12 protein-coding genes are annotated in these 25,632 nt (G+C 44.5%); 9 read left to right on the top strand and 3 right to left on the bottom strand.

What is annotated here, in order from left to right:
* Window positions 1-80 precede the first annotated feature (80 nt).
* The 4 genes from FN831_RS06130 to FN831_RS06115 all read left to right on the top strand — a co-directional run bounded on the left by FN831_RS06130 (window position 81) and on the right by FN831_RS06115 (window position 5,155).
* Complete coding sequence (locus FN831_RS06130; RefSeq protein ID WP_142527338.1) at window positions 81-518, top strand: RrF2 family transcriptional regulator; 438 nt, start codon at window positions 81-83, stop codon at window positions 516-518.
* A gap of 111 nt (window positions 519-629) precedes the next feature.
* Complete coding sequence (gene cobA / locus FN831_RS06125; RefSeq protein WP_142527337.1) at window positions 630-1,421, top strand: uroporphyrinogen-III C-methyltransferase; 792 nt, start codon at window positions 630-632, stop codon at window positions 1,419-1,421.
* 114 nt (window positions 1,422-1,535) lie between these two features.
* A complete protein-coding gene (locus tag FN831_RS06120; RefSeq protein ID WP_142527336.1) occupies window positions 1,536-3,494 on the top strand; it encodes a tetratricopeptide repeat-containing sensor histidine kinase in 1,959 nt (652 codons plus the stop codon).
* Window positions 3,495-3,553: 59 nt separating this feature from the next.
* The gene (locus FN831_RS06115) at window positions 3,554-5,155 is read left to right on the top strand and encodes a S8 family peptidase (protein WP_142527335.1); all 1,602 of its coding nucleotides are present in this window, start codon (window positions 3,554-3,556) and stop codon (window positions 5,153-5,155) included.
* 139 nt (window positions 5,156-5,294) lie between these two features.
* On the opposite strand, the gene FN831_RS06110 is transcribed toward FN831_RS06115, so the two are convergent.
* Window positions 5,295-7,808, bottom strand: coding sequence for an NACHT domain-containing protein (locus tag FN831_RS06110; protein WP_142527334.1), 2,514 nt, complete (start codon window positions 7,806-7,808; stop codon window positions 5,295-5,297).
* Between the two features lie 374 nt (window positions 7,809-8,182).
* Here FN831_RS06110 and FN831_RS06105 point away from each other — a divergent pair, with 374 nt between their 5' ends.
* From FN831_RS06105 to FN831_RS06095, 3 genes are read left to right on the top strand one after another with little or no spacing between them, the layout of a single operon-like run.
* Window positions 8,183-19,120 (top strand): Ig-like domain-containing protein, encoded by a 10,938-nt coding sequence (locus FN831_RS06105; protein ID WP_185960400.1) that lies wholly within the window; start codon window positions 8,183-8,185, stop codon window positions 19,118-19,120.
* Between the two features lie 25 nt (window positions 19,121-19,145).
* The gene (locus FN831_RS06100) at window positions 19,146-20,141 is read left to right on the top strand and encodes a PorP/SprF family type IX secretion system membrane protein (RefSeq protein ID WP_142527332.1); all 996 of its coding nucleotides are present in this window, start codon (window positions 19,146-19,148) and stop codon (window positions 20,139-20,141) included.
* An 11-nt stretch (window positions 20,142-20,152) separates the two neighbouring features.
* Window positions 20,153-22,168, top strand: coding sequence for an OmpA family protein (locus tag FN831_RS06095; RefSeq protein WP_142527331.1), 2,016 nt, complete (start codon window positions 20,153-20,155; stop codon window positions 22,166-22,168).
* A gap of 86 nt (window positions 22,169-22,254) precedes the next feature.
* On the opposite strand, the gene FN831_RS06090 is transcribed toward FN831_RS06095, so the two are convergent.
* The gene (locus FN831_RS06090) at window positions 22,255-22,611 is read right to left on the bottom strand and encodes a response regulator (RefSeq protein ID WP_142527330.1); all 357 of its coding nucleotides are present in this window, start codon (window positions 22,609-22,611) and stop codon (window positions 22,255-22,257) included.
* 35 nt (window positions 22,612-22,646) lie between these two features.
* Between FN831_RS06090 and FN831_RS06085 the strand changes: the two genes are divergently transcribed.
* A complete protein-coding gene (locus FN831_RS06085) occupies window positions 22,647-22,883 on the top strand; it encodes a hypothetical protein (RefSeq protein WP_142527329.1) in 237 nt (78 codons plus the stop codon).
* A 132-nt stretch (window positions 22,884-23,015) separates the two neighbouring features.
* Window positions 23,016-23,525: a GAF domain-containing protein gene (locus FN831_RS06080; RefSeq protein ID WP_142527328.1), complete on the top strand. Its 510-nt coding sequence runs from the start codon at window positions 23,016-23,018 to the stop codon at window positions 23,523-23,525.
* A gap of 5 nt (window positions 23,526-23,530) precedes the next feature.
* On the opposite strand, the gene FN831_RS06075 is transcribed toward FN831_RS06080, so the two are convergent.
* On the bottom strand, window positions 23,531-25,600 hold the full coding sequence (locus FN831_RS06075) for a S8 family serine peptidase (protein ID WP_142527327.1): 2,070 nt from the start codon (window positions 25,598-25,600) through the stop codon (window positions 23,531-23,533).
* Window positions 25,601-25,632 lie beyond the last annotated feature (32 nt).

The following is a 25,632-nucleotide window of genomic DNA, read 5'->3' as shown; positions in this document are numbered from 1 at the left end:
AGTTTCATCTCCGGAAGTATTGATAAGTAAATCATTAGCATTTATCATTACCTAAATCTTTTCTTAGCTTTGCATCCAATATGTTGTCTAAGAAAACAAAATATGCCATTAAAGCACTGGTGGCTTTAGGCAAAAACGTAGAAAACCCTCCAATGCAGATCGTAAGGTTGGCAGAACAGGAGATGATACCCAGGAAATTTCTGGAACAGATATTATTAGACCTCCGCAACGCCGGCTATCTGTATAGCAAAAAAGGCGCTGGCGGGGGGTATAGCCTCAACAAAAATGCTGCTGATATCTATCTGGCGGATATTTTACGGATCACCGATGGCCCGATCGCTATGGTTCCATGTGCAAGTTTAAAATTCTACCGCAAATGCGATGAATGCCACGACGAGAAAACCTGCGGAATAAGAAAAACATTTATTGACGTAAGAGACGCTACCTTACAGGTGCTTTCCAGGACATCCGTGGCCGACGTAATTGCACGCGAAAATACAGACGACCTGCTGGTATAATAACTACTCTTTCATAACCGGATAAATTTATTTTAAAATAAAGACTACTTATTCAATAGACTTTGTATATTTGTATTGCTAACACACATACGAACCCTTAAAATTTCGGTTATGATTTTAAACAAAACAAAAAGCAGCGTCCAGGAACCACGTATTACATTGGTTGGAGCTGGTCCCGGAGATCCTGATTTAATTAGTCTTAAAGGAGTAAAGGCACTAAACACAGCCGATGTGGTATTGTATGATGCTTTGGTAAACGGTGCTTTATTAAACCACGCACCTGAACATGCGATCAGGATTTTTGTTGGCCGTTCAGACGATGAGTCTTTCTCACAGGACGCTGTTAATAAATTAATGATTGATTACGCGTTAAATTATGGGCATGTAGTCCGCTTAAAAAGCGGCGATCCTTTTGTTTTTGCGCGAGGATTTGAAGAAGTTGACTTTGCAGAGTCCTATAGCATACAAACTGAAATTATACCTGGTATTTCCAGTGCAACCGGGGTACCTGGCCTTCATAAAATACCAATGATCTATGGAGATCTGAGCGAAAGCTTCTGGGTGCTTTCTGGCACAAATGCTAAAGGAGAGATCTCTCCAGATCTTAAAGGGGCGGCGAAATCCAATGCAACAATTGTTGTTCTGATGGGAATAGAAAGGATCAGAGAAATTGCAGCAATCTTTATAGCAGAAGGAAAAGACAGGCTTCCTGTTGCAGTGATTGAGAATGGGTCCAGTAAAAACGAGAATATCATTGTAGGCGTAGTGGATACGATTGCAGAACTGATTGAGGATCATAAAATTTCATCTCCGGCACTGCTGGTACTTGGTGATGTGGTTTCGCTTCATCCTTCTTTTGCCAGGATCAGAGATTTTTATGCTGTTCTTTCTGAAGAATATTAAAAACATTACATCATAAACTTATCAAAAAAGCCGGGTAAATACCTGGCTTTTTTACTTTACAATTAGGCCCAAACTATTATCTTTGGTGTATTACGTCGCCCCTGGTACCTTTATATGTCCTTTTTTCGTGCGTTTTCCCTTTGTTTTTTTCTGACATACAGTTCTCAGCTCCTTTACGGCTTCCAGCAACCCGGGAATTCAACCTTACCCGGAAAAGATATTCAGGCATATGAAAAACTGATCATCCATTACAGGTATGACCAGCCTGATTCAGCCTTGTATTTTGTCCGCCTCGGGATGAAGCTTGCCAAACAGACAAATGATGAAGAAGGTACAGCAAAAATGCTGAACCAGATGGGGATGATAGATGATAACTCCGGAAATGCAGAATCTTCGAGACAACATTACCTGGAGGCACTTGAAATCTACAAAAGGCTCCACAACCACAAGGGAATAATTAAAGAGAACATACGCCTTGGGGTAGTAGAAAATAGGAAAGGAAATTCAACGGGTGCCCTGACGTATTTTTTGCAGGCCTTAAAGATCAGTGAAAAGAACAATGATAAAAACGGCGTCATGGAGTCTTATATCACACTGGGAGAAGTGTATGCCAACAGGCATAACTATCAGCGTGCAATCTCCTACTACCAGAAAGCAGAGGCTATAGGAATACAACTTCCATTTTCGAGCTTAAAGTTAAACGCTTACCTCAATTTTGGCGCTGCCTACAGGGAAACAGGTGATCTGTCCAAAGCCATCTTTTATTTTGAAAAGGGCATTTCGCAAAGTGATTATCCCGAGATGATGGGTTTGAACATTTCCCTCACCAACGGACTTGCACAGGTATATGCGAAATCTGGTGCCACGGCAAAGGCAATTGAGCTTCAGAAAGGAGCGCTGCAAAAGTCGAGAAACATTAAGAATAGTATCCGGGAGTTTCAAAGCCTGATGGCTCTTGCAGAAAGTTATGGGGCAGCTGATCCTAAATTGTCATTGAGTTACCAGCAGCAGGCACTGGCCCTTGCGCAAAAAAAACTGGCCAATAAACAGGTCCTTGAAGCTTTGGCGCATATTGCGGTACTACATGAGAAAACCGGTAATTATAAAGCAGCTTATGAGGCGAGATCAAAACAGTACCGTATTGCCGACAGCTCTTACTTTAAGGACATCTCTGTAAAAATATCCAATCTGCAGGCGCAATACGAACTCAGCAAATCGGAGGCTAAAGTTCAGCAACTGAAATTTCTAAACAATGAACAACTGCTGGAAAAGAGAATATTAACATGGATTATCTTTGGCAGTATAACGCTGTTGCTGATCCTTGGGGCATACTTCTTTAAGATCAGAAACCTAAATCGTTTAATGAACAAGGCTAATGCAGACCTTGTTCAGTCAAACACGGTTAAAGACAAGCTTTTCTCTATTCTGGGGCATGACCTCAGGGGGCCGCTGACTTCGATTCTTAACCTTTTAGGACTTGTAAATAAGGGCTGGCTTACTGAAGAAGAAAAAACGGCTATGCTCGCCAAACTGGAATTACAATGCAACGCCTCATTGGAGACGCTTAACTTGCTGTTACGCTGGGGACAAATGCAGTTGAAAGGGATTATGATCAATCGGGCCCGGGTGAGCCCCGCCAAGAAGATCAATAGAAACCTGTTACTTTTGAAGGAAGCCGCAGCATTAAAATCAATCTCTATTGACCAGAATGTGGAGCCGGATCTTTGGGTTTTTTGTGATGCCGATCATTTGGATTTCATAGTCCGTAATCTTTTGTCAAATGCCATAAAGTTCACTCCTGAAGGAGGGAAAATCTGTGTCTCAGTAAAGGAGTATGAGGATAGCCAGGTGATTGTGGAGGTAAAGGATACCGGCGTGGGTATAGAGCTTTCGCGGTTAGAATCTATATTTAGTGTGAACAACGTGAGCACTACAGGCACGAATAATGAAAAAGGTACAAGCCTGGGACTGGTTATATGCAGGGAATTTGTGACAGCCAATGAAGGCAGGATCTGGGCGGAGAGCAAAGCAGGGGAGGGTTCATCTTTCTTTTTCGTCCTAAAAGCGAAATAGTTAATGAAAACAACTAATTTTAAAAATTAACGTTTAAAAACTAATTTACTAAATATTATATGAATAAACTGACAAATAAAATCGTGTTGAAGAGCGCCTTAAGTATCATCTTCATTGCAGGATTTGGTTTCCAATCATTTGCACAGAAAAAAAACTGGCAAAACCTGGATCTGAAAAAGGACAGTGTTTTTGGAATAGATACTGAAAAAGCATACGCCGAATTATTAAAGGGCAAGAAATCTAGTACCGTTGTAGTGGGCGTGCTGGACGGTGGCGTAGATATCAATCATGAAGATCTTAAACGTATCATTTGGGTAAACAAGAAAGAGAAAGCGGGCAATGGTAAGGATGATGACAAAAACGGATACATAGATGATGTTAACGGATGGAACTTTTTAGGTTCGTCCAAGGGTTCAGTAAACCAGGAAACACTGGAGCTTACACGCATCCTGCGTAGGGATAAGGCTAAATTTGAAAATGTGACTGCTGCGACGGTAACACCAGCAGACTCTGCTGCATTTAATCAATACCTGAAAGCAAAAATTGATTATGAGAAACAAACTGATGAGGCAAAAAATGCTGTGGCAAACATTGGCGGACTAAAAAAAGTCCTCGATGCCATGGTGAAAAAAATGGGCAAGGAAAAGCCAGAGCGTGCCGATTTTCAGAACTTCAAGCCAGAAACTGCTATGGAAGACCGCCTGAAAGGAATTATGGTTTCCCAGTTGCAGAACAGCACTTTTGAGGCTTTTTACAATTCACAGATCGTTAAAGGCCTGGAGCATTATCAGGATCAGCTGGACTATAACCTGAACCTTGATTTTGATCCGAGACCTGAACTGGTTGGTGATAACTATGCTGACAGTAAACAAACAAATTATGGAAGCAACGACGTTAAAGGACCAGATGCCAGTCACGGTACTCACGTTGCCGGGATTATTGGTGCCGACCGTACCAATACGATAGGTATACAGGGTGTGGCCGACAATGTGCTGATCATGGGTGTGCGTGCTGTGCCTAATGGTGACGAGCGGGATAAAGATGTGGCCAACACGATACGTTATGCTGTGGCAAACGGTGCTAAAGTGGTCAATATGAGCTTTGGCAAAGCTTATTCCTGGGATAAAAAGACAGTGGATGAAGCTGTGAAGTATGCGGTATCTAAGGATGTGCTGCTGGTACAGGCTGCCGGTAATGATAACAAAAACCTGGATGTAGAAAAAAGCTTCCCCAGCCGTGTTTACGAAGATGGCAGTATTGCTTCTTCCTATATTGTAGTAGGCGCTTCGGGCCCTGCAGATGATAAAACGCTGAAAGCGGATTTTTCCAATTATGGTAAAACCACTGTAGATGTATTTGCTCCCGGTGTGCAGATTTACTCGACAGTGCCCGACAATAAATATGAAGCATATAATGGTACAAGTATGGCTTCACCTGTTGTAGCAGGACTGGCCGCACTGATCAGATCTTACTATCCCAAATTATCTGCCGTGCAGGTAAAAGAAATCATTCTGAAGTCGGTTGTAAAAGTAAATCACAATGTAGATATCGAAGGGGAGGAAGGAACAGCACCACAGTCTGTGCCATTTGCTGATCTTTGTATTACCGGCGGTATTGTCAATGCTTACGAAGCCTTAAAATTAGCAGCTACCTACAAGTAGCGGAAATAATTGATCCCCCGCGCATGACGATGAGAATGATCAACCATCATGCTACGGGATATTTCTAAAAAAAAGAAAAAGGTGATTCCAATGCTTCCTGCCGCTCAGGTGCGCAAGAGGGCTTGGAATCACCTTCGTCTTAAAACAACTGTCTTGAGACCTGTTGGTCATCAAGCAGGCAAAGCTTCTCATACTTGTATTCATTTACCAGATCATAATTTTCAAGATCCGTATAGATCGATATCAGCAGGTTGAACATAAACATTGCATTCAGGACTACTTCATTTCTTTTGAACAGCAATAAACAGTCCTTGGCATAATCAATTGCAAGCGAATACTCCTTTCTGTAATATGCCTGTTCTGCCTGGAACATGGTCAAAAGCGATTCCTGATATTTTGTTAAATACGAATGGGTCTTGCCCGATAAATGTACCATGATATTCTCTATTTGGTCTGTTTTCCTTCCAGGATATAATTTGGCACCATAAATTCCGTATAAACTCAGGATATAGAGATCAAAACTGCTTTTCCTCTTAATTTCTTTGGGATGCAAGCTTACGATATTCTCAATAATATGCCGTGCAGACTGGGCGTCTCCAAGAAAGATGTTAACAAGTAACATCAATACATAAGTTACTCCCTCACGGGTCTCCATCTGCTGATTTTCTTTTATCAGAAAGGGGTTATTTCCTTTTTTAAACTCATCAATTTGCGCAAGAAGATCCTGATGTATGAGTGGCTCACCGTTCAGCTTAGCCAGGATGATCTCCAGAATATCTGCGGGATTTATCATCCATTTACTGCTGTCCAGTGGTGCCAGCTTTTTGATGATGTCCCTCATCCCTTCTTTGTCCAGCCTGATAATTTCCATCACTCCCAAAATTGAATAATACATCAGCAAATGCTCATCGTTTCGTGCAATTTCTACCAGTGCAACAATAGCTTCGGGATAGCAGGAGTCGATAAAATCAAGGTTAATCAGTTTAGAAATGATAATGTCATGGAATTTGTCCTCTTCCAGGATTCCAAGGATCTCATTGTTGTATTTAGACCTGTATTTGATTTCTTCAGCAATGAACAGAATGATATAATTGGTCTCATAGCTGTTCAGGTTTAATTTGAATAATGATTTAAGTGAACGGAAATTACCTGTTTTAATTAAAAAACGTGTTGCCCACTGCAGGAGCTGGAACCTCACCTGGTTGTAATCATACTCCTCGTTGATATAATTGAAGAATTCTTTATTGATCTGCAGGTGGAATTTCTCCAGGATCTCTACGAACAGGAAATATTCGAACATGTGGGGATGCAAAAATCGCACATATTCTTTGGGATGAGCATCTTCAGATCTTTTTTCCTCCATCAGTATCCCATCAGCAAGCAATTCCATATAGGCGTTTCTGAATGCGGAAAGCTCTGCGATAAGGGAGTCCTTCTCAACGGAGTTGGAGGTCTTGCCGTAACCGGTAAGCTGGATGATTTTTTTAAGAAAAAGGATCTTTTCAGTGTAATAGTTTGAACGGTAGATCTTTTCCTGGATAAACCGGGAGACCAGTTCATAGAAGGTGATATTGGTATAGTAGTTGAAATCCGGATCTTCTTCCTTCAGCTGATAATATAGCTGGATGTGAAAAGGGAATTTCAACTGTGCCTTTAATCTGGGGTTGATTTCTTTTTTATCGAGATAATTGATCTTTGAAATAATAATCTCTACCTCTTTTTCCGATAAAGGCGGTACATTGGAAAGTTCATGTAGGTTAAAATAGTTCCCGGGGAACCATTTGGCTTTCAGGAATGAAGAATGCCGCATACGGTCGTAAAACCTGGTCCATGTGGTGGACCGCATGGACATTACCAGTTTAATATTCCTGCAGTCTTCCAGTGAACAGATCAGGTTAATGATGCTGTCATATAAGATAGTTTTGTCTTCTTTCTTCATCATCAATTCTGAAAAGCCGTCGATAACAAGAAAAAATTTACCATCGTTTCTTGCCTGTATATGATTAATATATTGCAGTACATTTTCATCTGTCTCTATTTGCATCTGTAATTTTAGCTTTTCCTCGATGTGCAGGTGCATAGTGTCCTTCTTAAAAAAGGTGCTGGCCTGTATAAACAACACGGATGAATTTTTGTAAGATGCATTGGGCTTGTAAAATAGGTTTTCGATCAGGTGACTGAGCAATATTGTTTTCCCGTAACCCGGTTGTGAAACAAAGGAAGTAAAGATGAAATCGCCATTAAAAAACTCAACAAAGTCATGTTCAGCAAATTTTCTGCTAATGGTCAAATCGTAAGGAATACCAGAGCGGTTCCTTATTGTCTTTAGCGTAAAAATTGTAATTACATCTGCTTTTTTCTTGATAACGTCCCATTCGGCAGGAAAACTGATACTTGTTATATTAGTCTTATTGTGGTTGGCACTAACATTTTCAACATACTCAGCTAATGTAGTTAGCGTAAAAGTAGAAAATTTATGTTTTACTGTCGCAAATCCAAACAGTCTTTTGATTGTAGTTTCACTAACATTTTTATTCAGGCGCTTACTGATCTCAATTGAAATAATCTTACAATCTGCTGGCGTAATAAAACGAATACCAAGTTTTGAGAGGATCTTACCCTTGAGTTCATCCAGCCGATTATTATATTCCATAGTACTTTTATATTCAGGATATTTTTATAAATAGCTAATTCCAACAGTAATAATATACAATATAACACATATACGTCATAAATGAACAGAATGGTTTGAAATAAAACCTTGATCAAATGTAAGTTTTAAGCGACAAAGGGGGTTGTAGCTAGACTAAATCCTTATAGCTGGCATTTTCTATATAAGAAATTCAAAATGAACAGAATGAACACATTCAGTGAATGAACAGTCCTGACACAATGAATAATTTGAACGGGTAAAGAGAAGGTTGTGATACTTAAAATTGCATTAAGTATTAAAGTTAACCTCTAAAATTTCCTGGAATGAAATTTACTTCTACTCTTAAAATTACGAAAAACTTTTTCTTTTTGATTTTGAACCTAATAGTACTAACGCTATCTAGTTCAAATTCTTATGCCCAGACTAAAAATTATGCAGAAGTAACTCCTTCAATTGGGACCGTTGCCTATTATTTAGTGTTGGGTACTCCAACTACGGGTTCTTCGTCAAATGCCGGGTCCATAACCAGTCCCGGGAATGCAGCTTCTGGGGCTTCCACTACTCCAGCCACGCTGAACGCAAATTATGCAAATGTGCTGGGACTGACTGCTGGAGAGGGAGAAGCTTACATTCAGCTAAAATATGGAGCTGCGGTGGCCGCCGGTAAAACAACCTATATACCTTTTGACACACCAACAATAACTGGGGTGAACCTGGACTTGCTTAACCTGGTGGGAGATCTCACCGGGCTTTTTAGCAAAAATCTGGTCAGGGTGGATGCCTACAGTGATGCAACCTCTGCAAGTGACGGGACTAAGATTGCCGATGCAAGCGTAACCAATACTATTGTAAGAGATGCTGCAGGCAGAAACTATTTTGCCGTGACTTCTTCCACTGCATACAATTCCGTACGGGTAAGATTACGTTATACCAGTAATTTACTCGGACTGTCACTGGGATCAAGCATACATTTAAATGTATATACTGCTTTTAACCATGCGGCAGACAATTGTGGAAGTCCTCTTTATACTAATCTGGGCGAAGCTACAGGGCTTAACGTATCTCTTACTACTGCGTTAGCGAATCCGGAACGCGCGATTGACGGTAATGCAACTACCTTTTCACAATTACAGGCAGGTTTAGTTGGCCTCGGCTCGGCTGTTTCACAAACTGTTTATCTGAACGGACTGTCAGGAACCGGAGATGTTGCCAAGGTAATGCTTTCACAACCGGGAACTGTTTTAAGCGTTAACTTATTAGGAACAATTACCCTGCAGGCATTTAATGGAAATACTGCCGTGGGAGGCGTTCAGTCGGCCAGCAATCTGCTCAACCTGCAGCTGCTTACCGGAACCGGCAACGATAACATATTCCCGGTATATTTTACGCCCGGGGCACCATTTGACAGGATAAAGATTACGGTTAATAATACGCTGGCTGTGGGGGGGAACATTCTTTCCGGAGGCCTCAAAATCCACGAAGTACAGCGCACAGTTACCAAGCCAGTATTTGCCGGAACCACCGGAAGTGGTACTCTTTCCATCTGCGGGGGCAGCACGCTCAGCCTCAGCGGCCAGAACCTAAATCCTGCCTATACCTACAACTTTTATAAAAAAGCAAATAACGTAACTACACAGGTTGCTGCTGCGAATGCCGGTACTTATACAGAAACAGGACTTGCAGCAGGAACGTATACCTATTATATATCTGCACAGAAATCGGGTTGTACCGGAGAGTCTGACAGGGACAGCTTAATTGTTACTGTAAAACCAACTTTGCTATTCCCAACTGCAGCTTTAACAAATGCTTCGGTGGGCAGGGCATATTCCAAACAGGTAACTGCTGCAACAGGCGGAACACCGGGATATACTTACGGACTTGCCGCAGGCAGTACTTTGCCTGCAGGATTGACTATTTCTCCTGCCGGTCTGATCACGGGTACACCAACAGTTGCCGGTTCAGTAACTTTCATCCTGATGGTTACCGACAGTTTTGGCTGTAACACTGTCAGCAGTTTTACCCTTAACGTAACTCCGGCGCTCGTTTTACCACCAGCTACCTTACCAACTGGAACGGTGGGAACGGCTTATACTCCAACTTTGCTTCCGGCTCCATCAGGCGGTACCACACCTTATATATATACAGCAGCAAATATGCCTCCCGGATTAGCGATCAATCCCACTACAGGGGAGATCACTGGTACACCAACACTTTCAGGAACATTTACTTTCCCTGTAACGCTAACTGACGCTGATGGCAACGCTGTAAGCACCAATTTTACGATCCTCGTGAGAGATCCGCTGGCGCTTGCACCGGCAACTTTATCAGATGGTACTGCAGGCAAAGTTTATCCCACACAGATTATTCCTTCAGCAACCGGAGGAAGCGGTGTATATACTTATTCTGCTACAAATGTACCAGCAGGTCTTTCCTTTAACCCTGCGACCAGGGAAATCACAGGCAGCCCAACTCAAACCGGGACATTTACTTTTCCGGTAACCGTAACTGACAACGAAGGACGTACAGCTACTGCTAATTATACGATTACTGTTAAGGATCCTTTGGTACTGGCTACGATTGCGCTGCCAAACGGAACGGTAGGTGTAAATTATCCTGCACAAACTATTCCTGCGGCAAGCGGTGGAACAGGGCCATATACTTATGTAGCAGCCAATGTGCCTCCGGGTCTCATTTTTGATCCGCTGACCAGGCAGATCACAGGAACACCTACACAGTCGGGTACTTTTACGATTTCTGTAACTGTGACCGATGCTGCAGGTACCTCTTTAACAACTCCTTATACCCTTACTGTAAACGGAACCCTTGCGCTTGCGCCGGCGACCCTGGCTGACGGAAAAGTTGGAGCCAGCTATACCTCGGCAGCCATGCCGGCTGTAACAGGCGGAACTGCTCCATATAGCTATACAATGACCAGCCTGCCTGCCGGCTTAAGCTTTAACCCTGTAACCCGTGTGATCTCAGGAACTCCCGGAGTTGGAGGGAATTTTACGGTAACCATGAAGGTTACTGATAACGGCGGGGCATCTACCAGTACTGATTATGCGCTACGGGTGATTGTACCTGATCCTATTGTTTCAGGGACTACCATCTGTAGCGGCAGCACTGCTACACTCACAGTCGCCAATCCGGTTACCGGCGTGACTTATAATTTTTATTCTGCCACAGGAAATACTCCTTTGGCCAGCGGAACCAGCTATAGCACTGTGGCCTTAACGCAAACAACTACCTTTTATGCAGAAGGTGTTTCCGGAACAGGAGCAAGTGCACGTATCCCTGTGACGATTACGGTAAATCCGGCACCGGAGCCACCAACAGTGCTGACGAATAATTTAACGATCAGCAGCGGACAAACAGCGGTGCTGCAGGCAACAGCTGATGCCAATTCTACGATCTTCTGGTATACTACTCCAACAGGAGGCGTTGCTGCAGGATCAGGTTCGTCATTTACTACTCCTGCATTAACGGCAACAACAACCTATTACGCTGGAACAGTAAACAGTTCCGGATGTTCAAGCCTCACAAGAGTGCCTGTTTTGATAACAGTGATCAGCATTCCTGCCAATCCAAACTGTAACGCCGCCACTTCGCAGCAAAGCAACATTACAGGATTACTCTGCTTACTTTGTGCAATCGAAAATCCCGGTAATTCTACTGATGCCGATTTAAATAATTATACAGAGATCAGGCTTACCGCAGGTGTGGCTGCCACAGCTTATCAGCGTTTGATTTTCCAAAGAACTGGCCTGGCCACAGACAGTATCCGTCTGGATCTGGAAACACCTGTTGGACTTGCAGATTTTGGAGTCCTTGGCGGCATAACCATCAATGTGATGAACGGCAATACTGTAGTAAGAAGCTATCCTTTAAATGGTTCACTGGTTAACCTGGGCTTGCTCGGAGGAAACAGGTTTAAAGCCACGGTGCTTGCTACCGTTGCATATGACAGGGTAGAAGTAAGTTACAATCCACTGGTATCTGCAATCACAAGCCTGCGTATCTACGGTGCCCAGGTGATCCTTCCTAATCCAACCCTGGTGTCGGGAAATCAAACCATTTGCTCAGGAACGAGTGCCACTTTAACTGCTACTGCGCTGGGAGGCACTACGCTTACATGGTACGATGCTCCAACAGCCGGAAACGTTCTGGCCAGCGGAGGTACTTATCCTACTCCAACATTAACAGCTACTACTACTTATTATATAGAGGTCAGCAGTAATGGTTGTGCCAATCCTGCAAGGGTTCCGGTCACTGTAACCGTTACTCCGGCTGTGTCTACCCCTGTGCTGGCAACAGTAGCCCCGGTTTGCTCAGGTGCAACCGGTGTACTTTCTGTAGATAATCCGCAAGCAGGCATAACCTACAGATGGTATTCCACTGCAACAGGCGGTACAGCTGTATTTACCGGAGAAACTTTCGTTACTCCGGCATTAACGGCAAACACCACCTATTACCTCGAGGCATCCAACGGCAACTGTACATCGGCCACACGTGTTGCTGCTGCAATTGTAGTTAACCCACGTCCGGTACTGCCACAGGTTCAGGCTTCTGCAACAACAGTGAAACAGGGTCAGTTGGCTACCCTCACTGCAACTTCTTCAGAATCCAATGTTACCTTTAACTGGTATACTACTGCTGACGGGACTACTCCTGTATTTACCGGCGCATCATATACCACTCCGCCGCTGTTTGCAACTACTACTTTTTATGTAGTATCTGTATCTGCTTCGGGATGTGCATCTTCTGCAAGAGTTCAGCAAACCATTAATGTAAATGGAAGCGGAACACCAGTTCCGGTTCTGTGCGAACTTCCGGTAAGTCAAACCAGCGGTGTTGCAGGTACGCTTTCACTGCTGGCAAGGGTAAACAATCCCGGCCTTGCAATTGACGGTGATCAGCAAACGGCCTCTACGCTTTCTATACCGGTAGGCCTCAATGCCTCCGTATTTCAGAAAGTGAATTTTACAGGTTTATCAAACGCTGGTGATACCGTGCGTATCCGATTAACGGCAACCGACCAGTTATTATCGCTTTCATTGTTATCTGGTATTACCATTACTACTTATCAGGGTACAACCAGCAACAATGACGGTGTTGCACTCAATAACGGATTAATCAATCTTCAATTGTTAAACGGCGGTGCAGAAGCTCTGATCAGCCTAGTACCAACAGCACAGTTTGATGCTGCTGAGGTAAGGCTGGGCTCAGGAATTCTAGGAGCGCTGTCTGCTGTAAACTTTAACTATGCAAGAAGGATAACTATAGCACCGACTGTAGCATCCGCAAATGTGACTGCATGTTTAAATGCTACACCTACGCTGACAGTTACCAATCCACAGGCTGGTATTACCTATAACTGGTACACTACTGCCACGGGCGGTACACCGGTATTTACCGGAGAGAACTTTGTGGTTCCGGCAGTAACGGCAGACATTCAGTATTATGTAGAAGCTACCAGAAATGGTTGCGGAGGCTCAAGAACAGCAGTAAATATCACTGTTATCCCTGCACCTTTGGTACCTTCGTTGCTTTCTGCAACAGAACAGACCTGTCAAAATGCAAACCTGGTGTTGCAGGTACAGAATCCGCAGGCAGGTTTTACCTACCAATGGTACGAGGGCAGTACGTTAATTCCGGGTGCTACAGGTTCTTCGTACAGCATCACAAACATACAAACCAGTGCTACATACAGTGTGGAGGCAATTAACAGTTGCGGAACAGTATCGGCTAGAGCTACGGTAACCGTTACTGTAGGATCGCTGACTGCACCTGTACTTAATCCTACAGCAATAACCATTAATTCCGGTGAACAAACGATACTTAATGCCAGTTCATCTACCTCTGATCTGGTGTATACCTGGTATGCTACTGATCCTGCGCAACCCGGAGCAGTAGCAGTTTCTGCACCAACAAATGGTGCAAACGGAACATTCATTACGCCAAACTTAACTACTACTACCACTTATTATGTGACTGCACAAAGCAGCGCAGTAGGGGGATGTATATCTCCTGCCGCCAGTGTAGTGGTTACTGTAAAACCGATATCAACAAATCCGGGTTCTGTTCCTTGTGAACCGGCCATTAGCCAGACCGTAAGCAGCGGAGGTACCTTGTCTGTCAATGCCAATGTATCTAATCCCGGTTTTGCAGTTGATGATGACGTGGAAACAAGTTCTTCACTGTTCATTCCATTTGGTGTCAACAGCTATGTTGCCCAAAAAGTAAACTTCAGTGGTTTATCACAGGTAGGTGATACAGTAAGGCTGCGCCTGACTTCTCCATCAGGAAGGCTTTCAGCAAGCATCGGTTCAAGCATCACTTTAACAACACACAATGGCACCACCAGCAATGGTGATGAAAGAACGATCATCAGTTCTGGTATCAACCTGCAAATATCTGGTAACGGAACAGACGCGACCATTGATTTTGTGCCTGCACAGGTATATGACGGTGTTGAACTGAAACTCAACTCAGGCCTGTTGGGAGCACTCAGCGGACTGAACCTGAATTATGCAAGGAGAATTATCCTGGCACCAACACCTGCAGTTGCAAATGTTACTGTTTGTGAAGGCAGCCAGGCTACGCTTGCAGTGGCTAATCCACCAGCTGGAATTACCTACAAATGGTATGACAGCGGGCTTGCGCTGCTGGCAAGTACAAATACTTACCAGACACCTGCAACGTTACCAGCGGGCATTTATACCTATTATGTATCGGCTAACAGAAATGGCTGCGAAAGCGCGAAGGTACCAGTCATCGTAACGGTTCTTGGTATACCTGCAGCGCCCGTACCTTCAGCTTCAAACCCAACTACTACCTGCTTGAATACTCCGGTTACCCTCAGTGTAAATCAGGTTGCCGGTGTAAGCTACAACTGGTACGATGCAGCCACAGGCGGAAACCTGCTCGCTTCCAATACCAGTTCTTACACTACTTCTGGAATGCTGGCGGTAGGTACTACCAACTTCTATGTAAAAGCAGTTAACAGTAACGCTTGTACAAATACATCAGCAAGAACACAAGTATCGATCACCATCAGACCCAATGCTACAGACGCTGATCTGTCAGTTGCCGTTGCAGACAATACGTTCTGCGCTGGTGCTTCAACTACGCTGACTGCCAGCAGCACTACAGTAACTAATCCAGTGTTTACCTGGTACAGCGATGCGGCACTGCTCAATCCGGTGTTCAGTGGTGCAACTTTCAATATTGCTTCAATTTCAGCCGCTACCACTTATTATGTAACAGTAAGGGGCGATGATAAATGTGAAAGCACAACGGGAAAACCAGTAACACTGACAGTTAAGCCATCCGCTACGGCTGCTGATATTGATATTTCGGGCATCCCTGCCAGTCTTTGTTCTGGTACTGCAGTGACCTTAACTGCGAGCAGCAGCACGGTTACCAATCCTGTATTTACCTGGTATACCGATGCAGCATTAACCAATGCGGTATTTACCGGACCTGTATATACTACAGCTGCCCTAACCGGAAACACTAATTTCTATGTGACTGTACAGGGATCTGACAGATGCCCTAATACTTCTGCCAACGCAAAAGTGATACAGTTAACAGTAAATCCGCCGGCTGTGGCTGCAGACATCAACATCAATGGTGTACCTGCTACCGTTTGTTCGGGATCGGGCGCGGCATTAACTGCCAGCAGTACCACCGTGATCAATCCGGTATTTACATGGTATACGGATGCTGCCCTGACCAATGCCGTATTTACAGGTGCAGTTTATAACACACCATCCATTACTGCAAATACAACCTATTACGTGACCATTCGCGGAGATAATAAATGTGAGAACATTTCGGGCACGGGTAAAGTGGTTCTAGTAACTGTGAACCCTGCCCTTGTATTTACCGGGGCTGCATTGCCTACAGGTACAGTACCTGTTCCTTATGTAAGCCAGATCAATGCTGCAACAGGCGGAATGCCGGGATATAGCTATATTGTAGCATCCGGCAATACACTGCCGCCGGGACTGTCATTATCTGCTGCCGGTCAGTTATTTGGCCTGCCAACCGTTGCCGGTAATTATACCTTCGCTATTACCGCTTCTGATAGCAGGGGCTGTAATGCAACTGCTACCTTCACGATCAGTATCGGAAGTATCGGTCTGATGACGCTGCCGCCGGCTACCCTCCATGATGGAATCGTTGATGCACCTTATGCTCCTGAAACACTGCCTGCGCCAGTTGGCGGAACAGGGCCATACACTTATGTGGCTACCAATGTTCCTCCTGGATTTAACTTTGATACAAACACAAGGATACTTTCGGGAACACCTACGCTGGGAGGAACCTTTACTTTCACCGTTACTGTGACAGATGCCAACGGTTTAACAGCCAGCACTATTTATACAGTAGTTGTAAATGTAACTGCACCAGTGGTAGCAAATGCTGAAAGCTGCAACGGAACCAGTGCTGTATTAACCGTAAGCAATCCAACTCCAAATGTAAGTTACAACTGGTACGCATCTGCATCTGGCGGAGCGATACTTGGTACGGGAACAACCTTCCAGACCCCTGCGATTGCGGCCACAACTACCTTTTATGCGGAAGGAGTTTCGGTTACTGCAAGAAGTACCAGGACAGCAGTTACCGTAACGGTTAAGCCAAGTGCTACAGCTGCCGATGTAACCGTCACCGGAATACCGGCGACTGTTTGTTCGGGATCAGGTGTGACGCTTACTGCCAGCAGTACAACCGTAACCAATCCTGTCTTTACCTGGTATACTGATGTGGCCTTAACCAACGCAGTGTTTACCGGCGACACTTATCAGATTCCATCCCTGACAGCAAACACAAACTATTTCGTGAGCGTACGAGGGGATAATAAATGTGAGAATGAACCTGGATCAGGTAAGGCAGTAGCATTAAGTGTAAACCCTGCAATCAGTTTCACTGGCACTACCCTTAGTACTGCAAACACTTCTACCGCGTATTCTGTACAAATTAACCCTGCAACGGGTGGTACACCGGGATATACGTACAATTTGCCAGCAGGAACCACTTTGCCTGCAGGAATTTCACTATCTGCAACAGGTGTGATCTCTGGGACCCCTACGGTGCCGGGTACATATACCTTTGCTCTGATGGTTACCGATAGCGGAGGCTGTACTGCAAATGCCAATTTTAACTTAACGATCAACGGCACGGCAGCCAATCCTATGATGCTTCCCCCTGCCAACCTGCCAAACGGAGAAGTGGGAACACTATATACTCCTCAGGTGTTACCTGCCGTAACCGGCGGAACAGGACCTTTCACCTATGTGGCCACTAACCTGCCTCCGGGACTGGTATTTGATCCACTGACCAGGGAGATCAGCGGAACCCCAACGCTTGGCGGTACATTTACTTTCACCGTTACCGTTACAGACGCCACCGGTGCAACAGCTACTTCAAATTACACCGTAATAGTTACCGTTCCGGCTCCTGTTGTTCTAAATGCAGCCAGCTGTGGCGGAACAACTGTGACATTAACAGTACAAAACCCTTTAGCAGATGTAACCTATAACTGGTACAATACCGCATCCGGCGGAACGGCAATTGCTCAGGGAACAAGCTTCCAGACACCAGTGGTAACTGCCAATACCATCTATTATGCCGAAGGATCATCAGGTACTGCGGTGAGTTCAAGAACTCCTGTAAATGTGAACCTGGGATCTAAAGCAACAAGCGCTGATATCATTATTACAGGTGAACCTGCGGCGGCGATATGTTCCGGATCTGCGGTAAGCTTAACTGCCGGTAGTACTACGGTGACCAATCCTGTATTTACCTGGTATACTGATGCCGCATTAGCTACCGCAGTATTCACCGGGCCGACGTATACGATTCCTTCGATTACGGCAAGGGCTACCTACTATGTAACCGTACGCGGTGATAATCAGTGTGAGAACGCAGCCGGAACGGCACGTGTGGTTACCTTAACTGTTAATCCTGCAATGAGCTTCAATACTTCGGTATTGCCTGCCGCAACAAACGGCACCGCTTATGTGGCAAGGATCAATGAGGCAACAGGCGGTACACCGGGATATACCTACACACTGGCATCAGGCAGCAGCTTACCTGCAGGTCTGTCTCTGTCGCCTACAGGTATCATCTCAGGAACACCAACGGTTTCCGGAAGTTATAATTTCTCTATTACTGCATCAGATACCAAAGGTTGTAATGCAACAGCTGCTTTCTCTCTGAGCGTAGGCGCCGTTAGCACAACACCATTGTCATTACCACCGGCTACCCTGCCTGACGGATTGGTAGGCACACCATATGTTCCGCAAACATTGCCTGCAGCAGTAGGAGGTACTGGACCGTTTACTTACACAGCTGTCAACCTGCCTCCGGGATTAACGTTTAACCCGGCAACACGTGAAATTACAGGAACCCCAACACTGGGCGGTACCTATAGCATCACAGTGACTGTCACAGATGGTACAGGTGCAACCGCAACAGCTACCTATGTGGTGCTGATCAAAGTGCCAAATCCAATCGTATTCAGCGCACAAAGCTGTGATGGCATCAGTACTACACTGACAGTATCTAACCCGATTGCCAATGTGACCTATAACTGGTATGCAACGGCAACAGGCGGAAATATACTGGCTACCGGTACAAGCTTCCAGACGCCTGCACTTACTACCAGCACAAGCTACTATGTAGAAGGCGTTTCCGGCACTGCAGTAAGCAACAGGACACTGGGTAATGTTGTTATACTTGCCAAACTGGCTGCTCCGGTAGTCACCAGGCAGTCGAGCACATTCACCAGCATTACCTTTGGCTGGAGCGCAGTAACAGGTGCAGCAAGCTATGAAGTTTCTTCAAATGGCGGAACTACCTGGGAAGATCCAAGTTTTGGCAGTGGCGGTCTCAGCCACCTGGCGTTTGGCCTGCAGTCTAACGAGGCGGTAACGCTGATGGTGAGAGCTAAGGGAACATCTGCCTGCCAGACCAGTGATTCAGGAAGTTTCACCGGCAGGGCCAACAATGGTTCTGGCTCAGAGTCAGATACAAACCAGATATTTATCCCCAATACTTTTACACCAAATGGAGATGGAAACAATGATGTGTTCTACGTCTATGGAAACGCAGTAGTAAATGCTGCAATGCGCATCTATGACCAGTGGGGGCACGTAGTATTTATTTCTCAGCAGATGCAGAATGGATGGGACGGAACATATCGAGGACAGCCACAGCCAAATGGAGTTTATGTATATATTATCGATGTAATAATGAAAGATGGTACCCAGATAATGAGAAAGGGAACTGTAACAATTTTAAAATAAGATCAATTAACCTGATATCAAGAACATGAAGAAACTTATAAAAATCATCTCATTTGGCTTGTTCTGCGTACTGTGCGCTACAAGAGTTAATGCACAGATTGATCCTCACTTTTCACAATATTACTCTAATCCCTTATGGCTAAATCCCGGTCTTACCGGAGTTATTAATGGTGATTACAGAGTTGTTTTAAATGCAAAAGAACAATGGAGCTCTATTTCTAACTCATATTTAACAGCCGCTGCTTCTTTCGACATAGCCCCAACAAAAAACCTATCTTTTGGTGGTATGGTTCTGAACCAGGGAGCGGGCGAACTTAGTTACAGCTATTTGAATGCTCTGGCCTCAGCTGCGTATCGTATCCGATTTGGACAGGTAGGGCTAAATATTATAAACTTTGGTATACAAGCTGGAGTTATTAACAAGAGCTTTGACCCTTCAAAGATTACCACGGGAAGCCAGTTTAATGCCGGCTCAGGATATGATATGGCATTTCCTTCCAACGAAACATTTACTTCATCTAACACACTCGCTCCTGATGTCAATGTAGGTGCTATGTATTTTGATGCCAATGAGAACAAAAATGTGAATATTTTTCTAGGAATGAGTGGTAACCACCTGACCAAGCCGGTGGATCATTTCCTGGGGAATAATGTGAGAATACCCATTCGCGTAACGGCACATGGAGGAGCGCGTATAAAAGTCAGTGATGCGCTGGACTTGACACCAAATGGACTGTATATGAGACAAGGTACGGCCAGAGAAATCTCCGCCGGAGCATATGCTCAATTTTATGTTAATCCGGACACTGATTTGCTTTTTGGTTCAAATTACAGGCATGAAGACGCTTCAATCGTTTACATTGGTGTACATCTGAAAAACATTGCCTTTGGCGCGAGTTACGATTTTAATACATCTAGCCTCAGCCGTGCCACAGGCAGTAAAGGAGGATTGGAATTGTCCGTTTCATTTACCAGCCGCAAGGGAATTGCAGGGCCCAACTTTTTTTGTCCACGATTATAATCCCGCACCTTATGAAACCGCTTAAAATAATGCTTTTACTGTGCCTGCTTAGTTTTGGGATAAAAGCACAGACCACATACGTTTCCAATAACAAGAAAATAGCCGACCTCTATTTTAAAAATAAAGAGTATTATGCGGCTGCAGAATATTACAAGAGGGCATTGCAAATATCAAAAGACACCATTGGATTTGTAGTACCCTATGCTTTTGAGAGTAAAATGAAGGAAGAGAGCCCGAAACTCGCAGAATATGAATACTGCGTTTTTCAGCTGGCAACTTCACTGAGGTTGTACAAAGACTTCAGGGCGGCTGAAGCCTGGTATGCACTGGCAAGAAACTTTCCGGAGCCCAAATATGTGCTCAGCTCGTTCTACTACGCCGAATGCCTGCGCTCTAACCAGAAGTTTACAGAAGCTATTCCGGCTTTTAAAGAATTTCTTGACAAGTATAAAACTGCCGATACGTATACGGATAAGGCTAAAATTGAGGTTGCTTCCTGTAATTTTGCACTCTATGAGATGCGCTATCCCCGCCTCTACAAATTCAGTAAGCTCTTTAACCAGATTAACGAAAAAGGTTCTAATTACACGCCGCTGCAACTCAATAATAATTTCTATTTTACTTCCTCACGACCGGTGGTAACCGGCAAGGGAGGAAAGGACGAAGTGCTGGAAGACAAACAAACCAAATCCAAAGTAGTTAAAAAGGAAAGCCCTTATATCAATGCCATCTATGAAGCATCAGGTGATCCTCAGGCTACTGCAACTTCGGTTAAAAGAATAGGTGCGGTAGAAACCGGAAAAGAGTTTGCAGCCCCGGCTTTTCATCCAAACGGCAGGATCATGTACCTCACCAGCTGGACTGCAAAAGGGAACAGGAGAATCTATGAAGTGAATATCTCGCAGGGCAACGGTGGTACCTGGTCGGCCCCCAAAGAACTGGGCGCAGAGGTCAATATCAATGGATTTAATTCCATGCAGCCTTTTGTTACCAGAGATGGCAAATATCTTGTTTTCTCCTCAGACAGGCCGGGAGGGTTGGGTAAATATGATCTATGGTATTGTATATTAAGGTCGGATGGCTCAATGGGCCAGGCGATCAATATGGGCAGTACCATCAATACGAAAGAGGATGAAGAAGCTCCTTATTACAATTTTAAAACCAAAAAGTTATTATACAGCAGTGCAGGGAAAGTAGGCATAGGCGGACTGGATTTCTATGAGAGCGCAGGTGATTTTGCAAGCTGGACAGAGCCGAGAAACCTTGGCTATCCCTTTAACTCTTCAAAAGATGATGCCTATTTTACGCCTTTAAACGATAACGATACTGAAGGATATATCAGTTCAGACCGGGAATCTGTCTGCTGCCTGGAGATCTTCCATGTGAAAAAGGAATTTATCACGGTACAAGGTACGATACTGGATTGTCAGACAGATAAACCACTAAATGGTGCGGTGGTTACCCTGAGTGATTCTTCCGAAGAGTTCAGAATGACAGTAGGCCGAGATGGAAAGTACCTCTTCAGGGTAAATTCTAACCGCGCGCTGAAGATCACTGCCGAAAAAAATGATTACCTGAAAAAGATGATCAGTTACAATTATGACGAGCTGGCCAAGGCAGATACACTCGTTAACCCAAAAATATGTCTCAAAGCTTTTTCTATTGGCGTACCTATAGTGTTGAAAGACATTTTGTACGATTTTAACAGTGCTGAACTCAATCCTGCCTCAGAGAAGCAACTGGATCAGTTATATACCCTGCTCACCGATAATCCAACGATGGAGATTGAACTGAGTGCCCATACGGATAATGTGGGAACAAAAAACTATAACCTCAACCTGTCAGATAAACGTGCTCATTCCTGCGTAAACTATCTGATCACTAAAGGAATTGCACCTGAAAGGTTAAAAAGCAAGGGATATGGCTTTAGTAAACCTGTGGCGCCTAACCAGTTCCCCAATGGGAAAGATAACTTCCTGGGACGCCAGCAAAACAGGAGAACAGAGTTCAAGGTCACCAAAATATAATGGAGTTGACAGGTGCAGGACCTGCTGCTGATCTCAGTTCCTGCATCATCAGTCAGGTGGCAAGCGGCTTTTGCACAAATCCAGGTTTAAAGCAGCTTCTCGATCTTTTTTAACATGACAGCCATTTCGAAAGGTTTCTCCAGGTAGTCGGAAGAGTGCAAACTCTCCCTCATGACATAATCCTCAGTAAAGCCGCCAGAAGTTAAGATTACCGGGAGATGTGCCGTCGTCTCCCGCGTTCTTATCTCCTTAAAGATTGCCCTGCCATCCATACCATCTAGTTTGATGTCCATCAGGATCAGGTCAGGTTTAAACTCTTCAATGATTTTGAAAATCGGCCTGCCCGTCATCAGGGGGAAAACCCTGTAATTATTCTCTTCTAATATTAACTGCACAACCTCCAGCAAATCCGGATCGTCATCCACAACAAGTATTCTATTCATGATTCGACACCTGCTGAACAACTTTAGTGCCGTGATTGGAGAAAAGAAATGATACTTTTGTATTAGATACCCCTAAAAACTATATGCAGTTAAAAGACCAGATCGAAGCGATAGCTAATACCTTACTTTCCAGTTTTATACCTAAAGATCCTGCTGAAAAGTCATTGTCATTTCATTTTACCCTTCCTCCAGATTCCAGTTACAAAGTATTTTTTGAAAAGGATACGCAAGCAAAATGGCAGTTTATACGGTATGAGGATGCTAAAAGGTAAGGAGGTTCCTGTAACAGGAGCTTTTTAATATTCCCGCAGTGTTTGTGAATTTTTAAGGCGTTTTTTTTAAAAGGAATAGTAATTGCATAATTATGCAGAATTGAGAAGAACTAAACGTAACTAACGCACATCTTGGAAAACACTTTTGGGCGGAATATAATCCCGCAAAATGAACAGCAGCGTCTGGAGAACCTAAAAAAGTACAATATATTATATACAGAGTCTGAGTCAGCCTTTGACGAACTGGCAGCTTATACTGCAGCTGTGTTTGATATGCCGATCGCGATGATCAATTTTGTTGATAAAGATAACGTATGGACAAAGGCGATACAGGAAGGCGAGCATCACTATAAAGTGGAAAGAGGCTCCAGTTTATGCGCTCTGGCCATTTTAAAGGATGAAGTTACCGTTTTTGAAAATGCATTGAAGGAACGTTGTTTACTGGCCAATCCTTACGTGGCTGCAGAAAACGGCCTGCGGTTTTATGCAGCCGCACCCATTGGCACTACAGAGGGTTACAATATCGGAGTAATTTGTATCATAGACCGCCAACCCCGGGAATTTGGGCTGGAGGATCAGGCAGTACTTGAAAGTATTGCCCGCATGGTAGAGCTGGAAATAGAAAAACGGATCCATGGTTAAATCTGCTATTTAGTGCAGATGAATTTTTTTGTATACGATTTGTTCCCCGCCTTAACCACAATAAAATAGATTCCGGCTGCACATTCAGAAATATTTATCTGATGCTGGTATATACCTATAAATCCGGCTTTGTTATCCTGATACAATACCTGCCCTGAGAAACTGACAAGCTTTACCTGTACGGTAGTTGTCTCAGGAATATTAAAACCAATATTGATTTCATTTTTTGCTGGAACCGGATAGATGATCATATTTAGTTCTTCGCTGCGGATACCGGCCACGGTATAATCAGTCATGCCGCTAATTCCTGTTAAAATGACAGAGTATGGCTGCGGTCCGCGTTTAAGCACTCCTTTGTGAGAAACTTTAAACCGGTATACTGCTCCCGCTACAGGGTTGCTGATGAAAACCTGCTCTACATTATCTCTGATATTATCGCCCTTCGTGGCTGCGGCGGCGGGATTGTCCGGGTTGAGTATCCATGGCTGATAAGTTTCTGCATTCTGAACAGCCCGCAGGTCCAGATCGTTGATCAGCCTGGGCGTTTTATTATTCAGCCCGTTTACCGAACTGATGGCTACAGCTTCGGGATCTGTCCAGCAGATTGTCCCTTTCAGGGGCCCTGTTCCGGCAGCGGTTACTTCCAGAAACTGCTGGTCTCCCTGGTATAAGATATTTTCGGCAATTTTAGATTTGGTACTATTATCCAGTATGGCCTGTGCTGCGGCCTCCATATTGAGTAGCCCCCATCCATAACTATAATCCGGGCCTTCCGCTGTTCCGGCGTCTGTTGCTGTTGCGATCGCTAAAGCCTTTAGTGTAGCCGCCCGCATAAAATTACCTCCGTTTTTCTGGCTGTATAATTCCTGTAGCAGGATGAGCGAACCGCTTACATTTGGGGTAGACATAGAGGTGCCCGATAAAGCCGTGTAGCTGTTGTTGCCCGCATTGCTTGTTGAGGTTACCCTCACCCCGTCTGCTACCAGATCGGGCTTGATCCTTCCGTCGTCTGTTGGGCCCCAGCTGCTGAAGGCAGTCAGCCTGATGTTTGCCGCAGTATAGGGGCCGCTGGCAAGCGGGTTAATGGCTCCGATAGTCAGGATGTTCTTTGCGGTACCGTAAGTAGAAATGTTATCATAGCCGTCATTACTGCTGATCCCCTGCGGACGCGGACCGGCATTGGCCATTACCCTGCTGGCATTCAGCCGGTAATAGGTTTCGCCAACAGCAGGGCCGGTTACTGTCCGGCTGTTGCCTGCTGATTTCACAGGCAGATAATATGGTGCATTGTAACAGATCTTGTCCCATTCTGAAGATTCGGTATCATAATACCCAAATTTGTAATCTTCATTTTCTCCCGGCGCCCCCAGGAACTCCCATCGTTCTGGTGTAACGCTGGTATTTTGGGACCAGCCGGCGGCGGTTCCATAAGAATGGTTGGAAATCAGCAGTGTTGCAGCATTTGCAGACATCTCGGGGGTATCATTGTCGAAATTAAAAACGTATAGCCTGGGCAGCCCATAAGCCATCCCTCTGGCAATACCGTTGATACCTGCAGCCATTATTGTTCCTGCAACATGTGTGGAATGGACAGCTGTAGTACTGGTCTTATCCCTGATTTCGATCCTCCCTCCTGCAAATTCAACATGGCTGGCCAGAACACCGTCACTGTCCCAAAGTGCTACTTTACCAGCAGAAATGGTACTGCCATTTAGAGAGAGCCCCAGGCCCCCGCCTGCGTATACTTTATCAGTGCGGGTAGTGCCGGCTGCAATCACATTATTTGTGGTTGTGTAGTAAACCGGTAAACCATTGTCATCCGTACGCTGCAGCCTGAATACATTTCCACTGCGGTCAGTCCCCGCAGTTGGCCAGCCTTTTTCTTTCGCCAAAGCGAAAGCATTTTCTCTGTTCACACTGGCAATATCAAGTAATACAGCACCGTTTTTTTTTAAGAATGCAGAATTTGTTACATTGGGCCTGATGATATCCTGGGCGCATAGGATGAGAATGTTTAGCCCGGCAAAACAGAGAATAGAGAATCCAAACTTTGTAAAGCTGCAATAATTAATCATAAATGGCTGATAATTTGCATGAACAATGATTC

It is taken from the genome of Pedobacter westerhofensis (genome assembly GCF_900182595.1).
GTDB lineage: Bacteria > Bacteroidota > Bacteroidia > Sphingobacteriales > Sphingobacteriaceae > Pedobacter > Pedobacter westerhofensis.
Note: the sequence above shows the minus strand (reverse complement) of the source record. Positions and strands in the feature narration are given on the sequence as shown.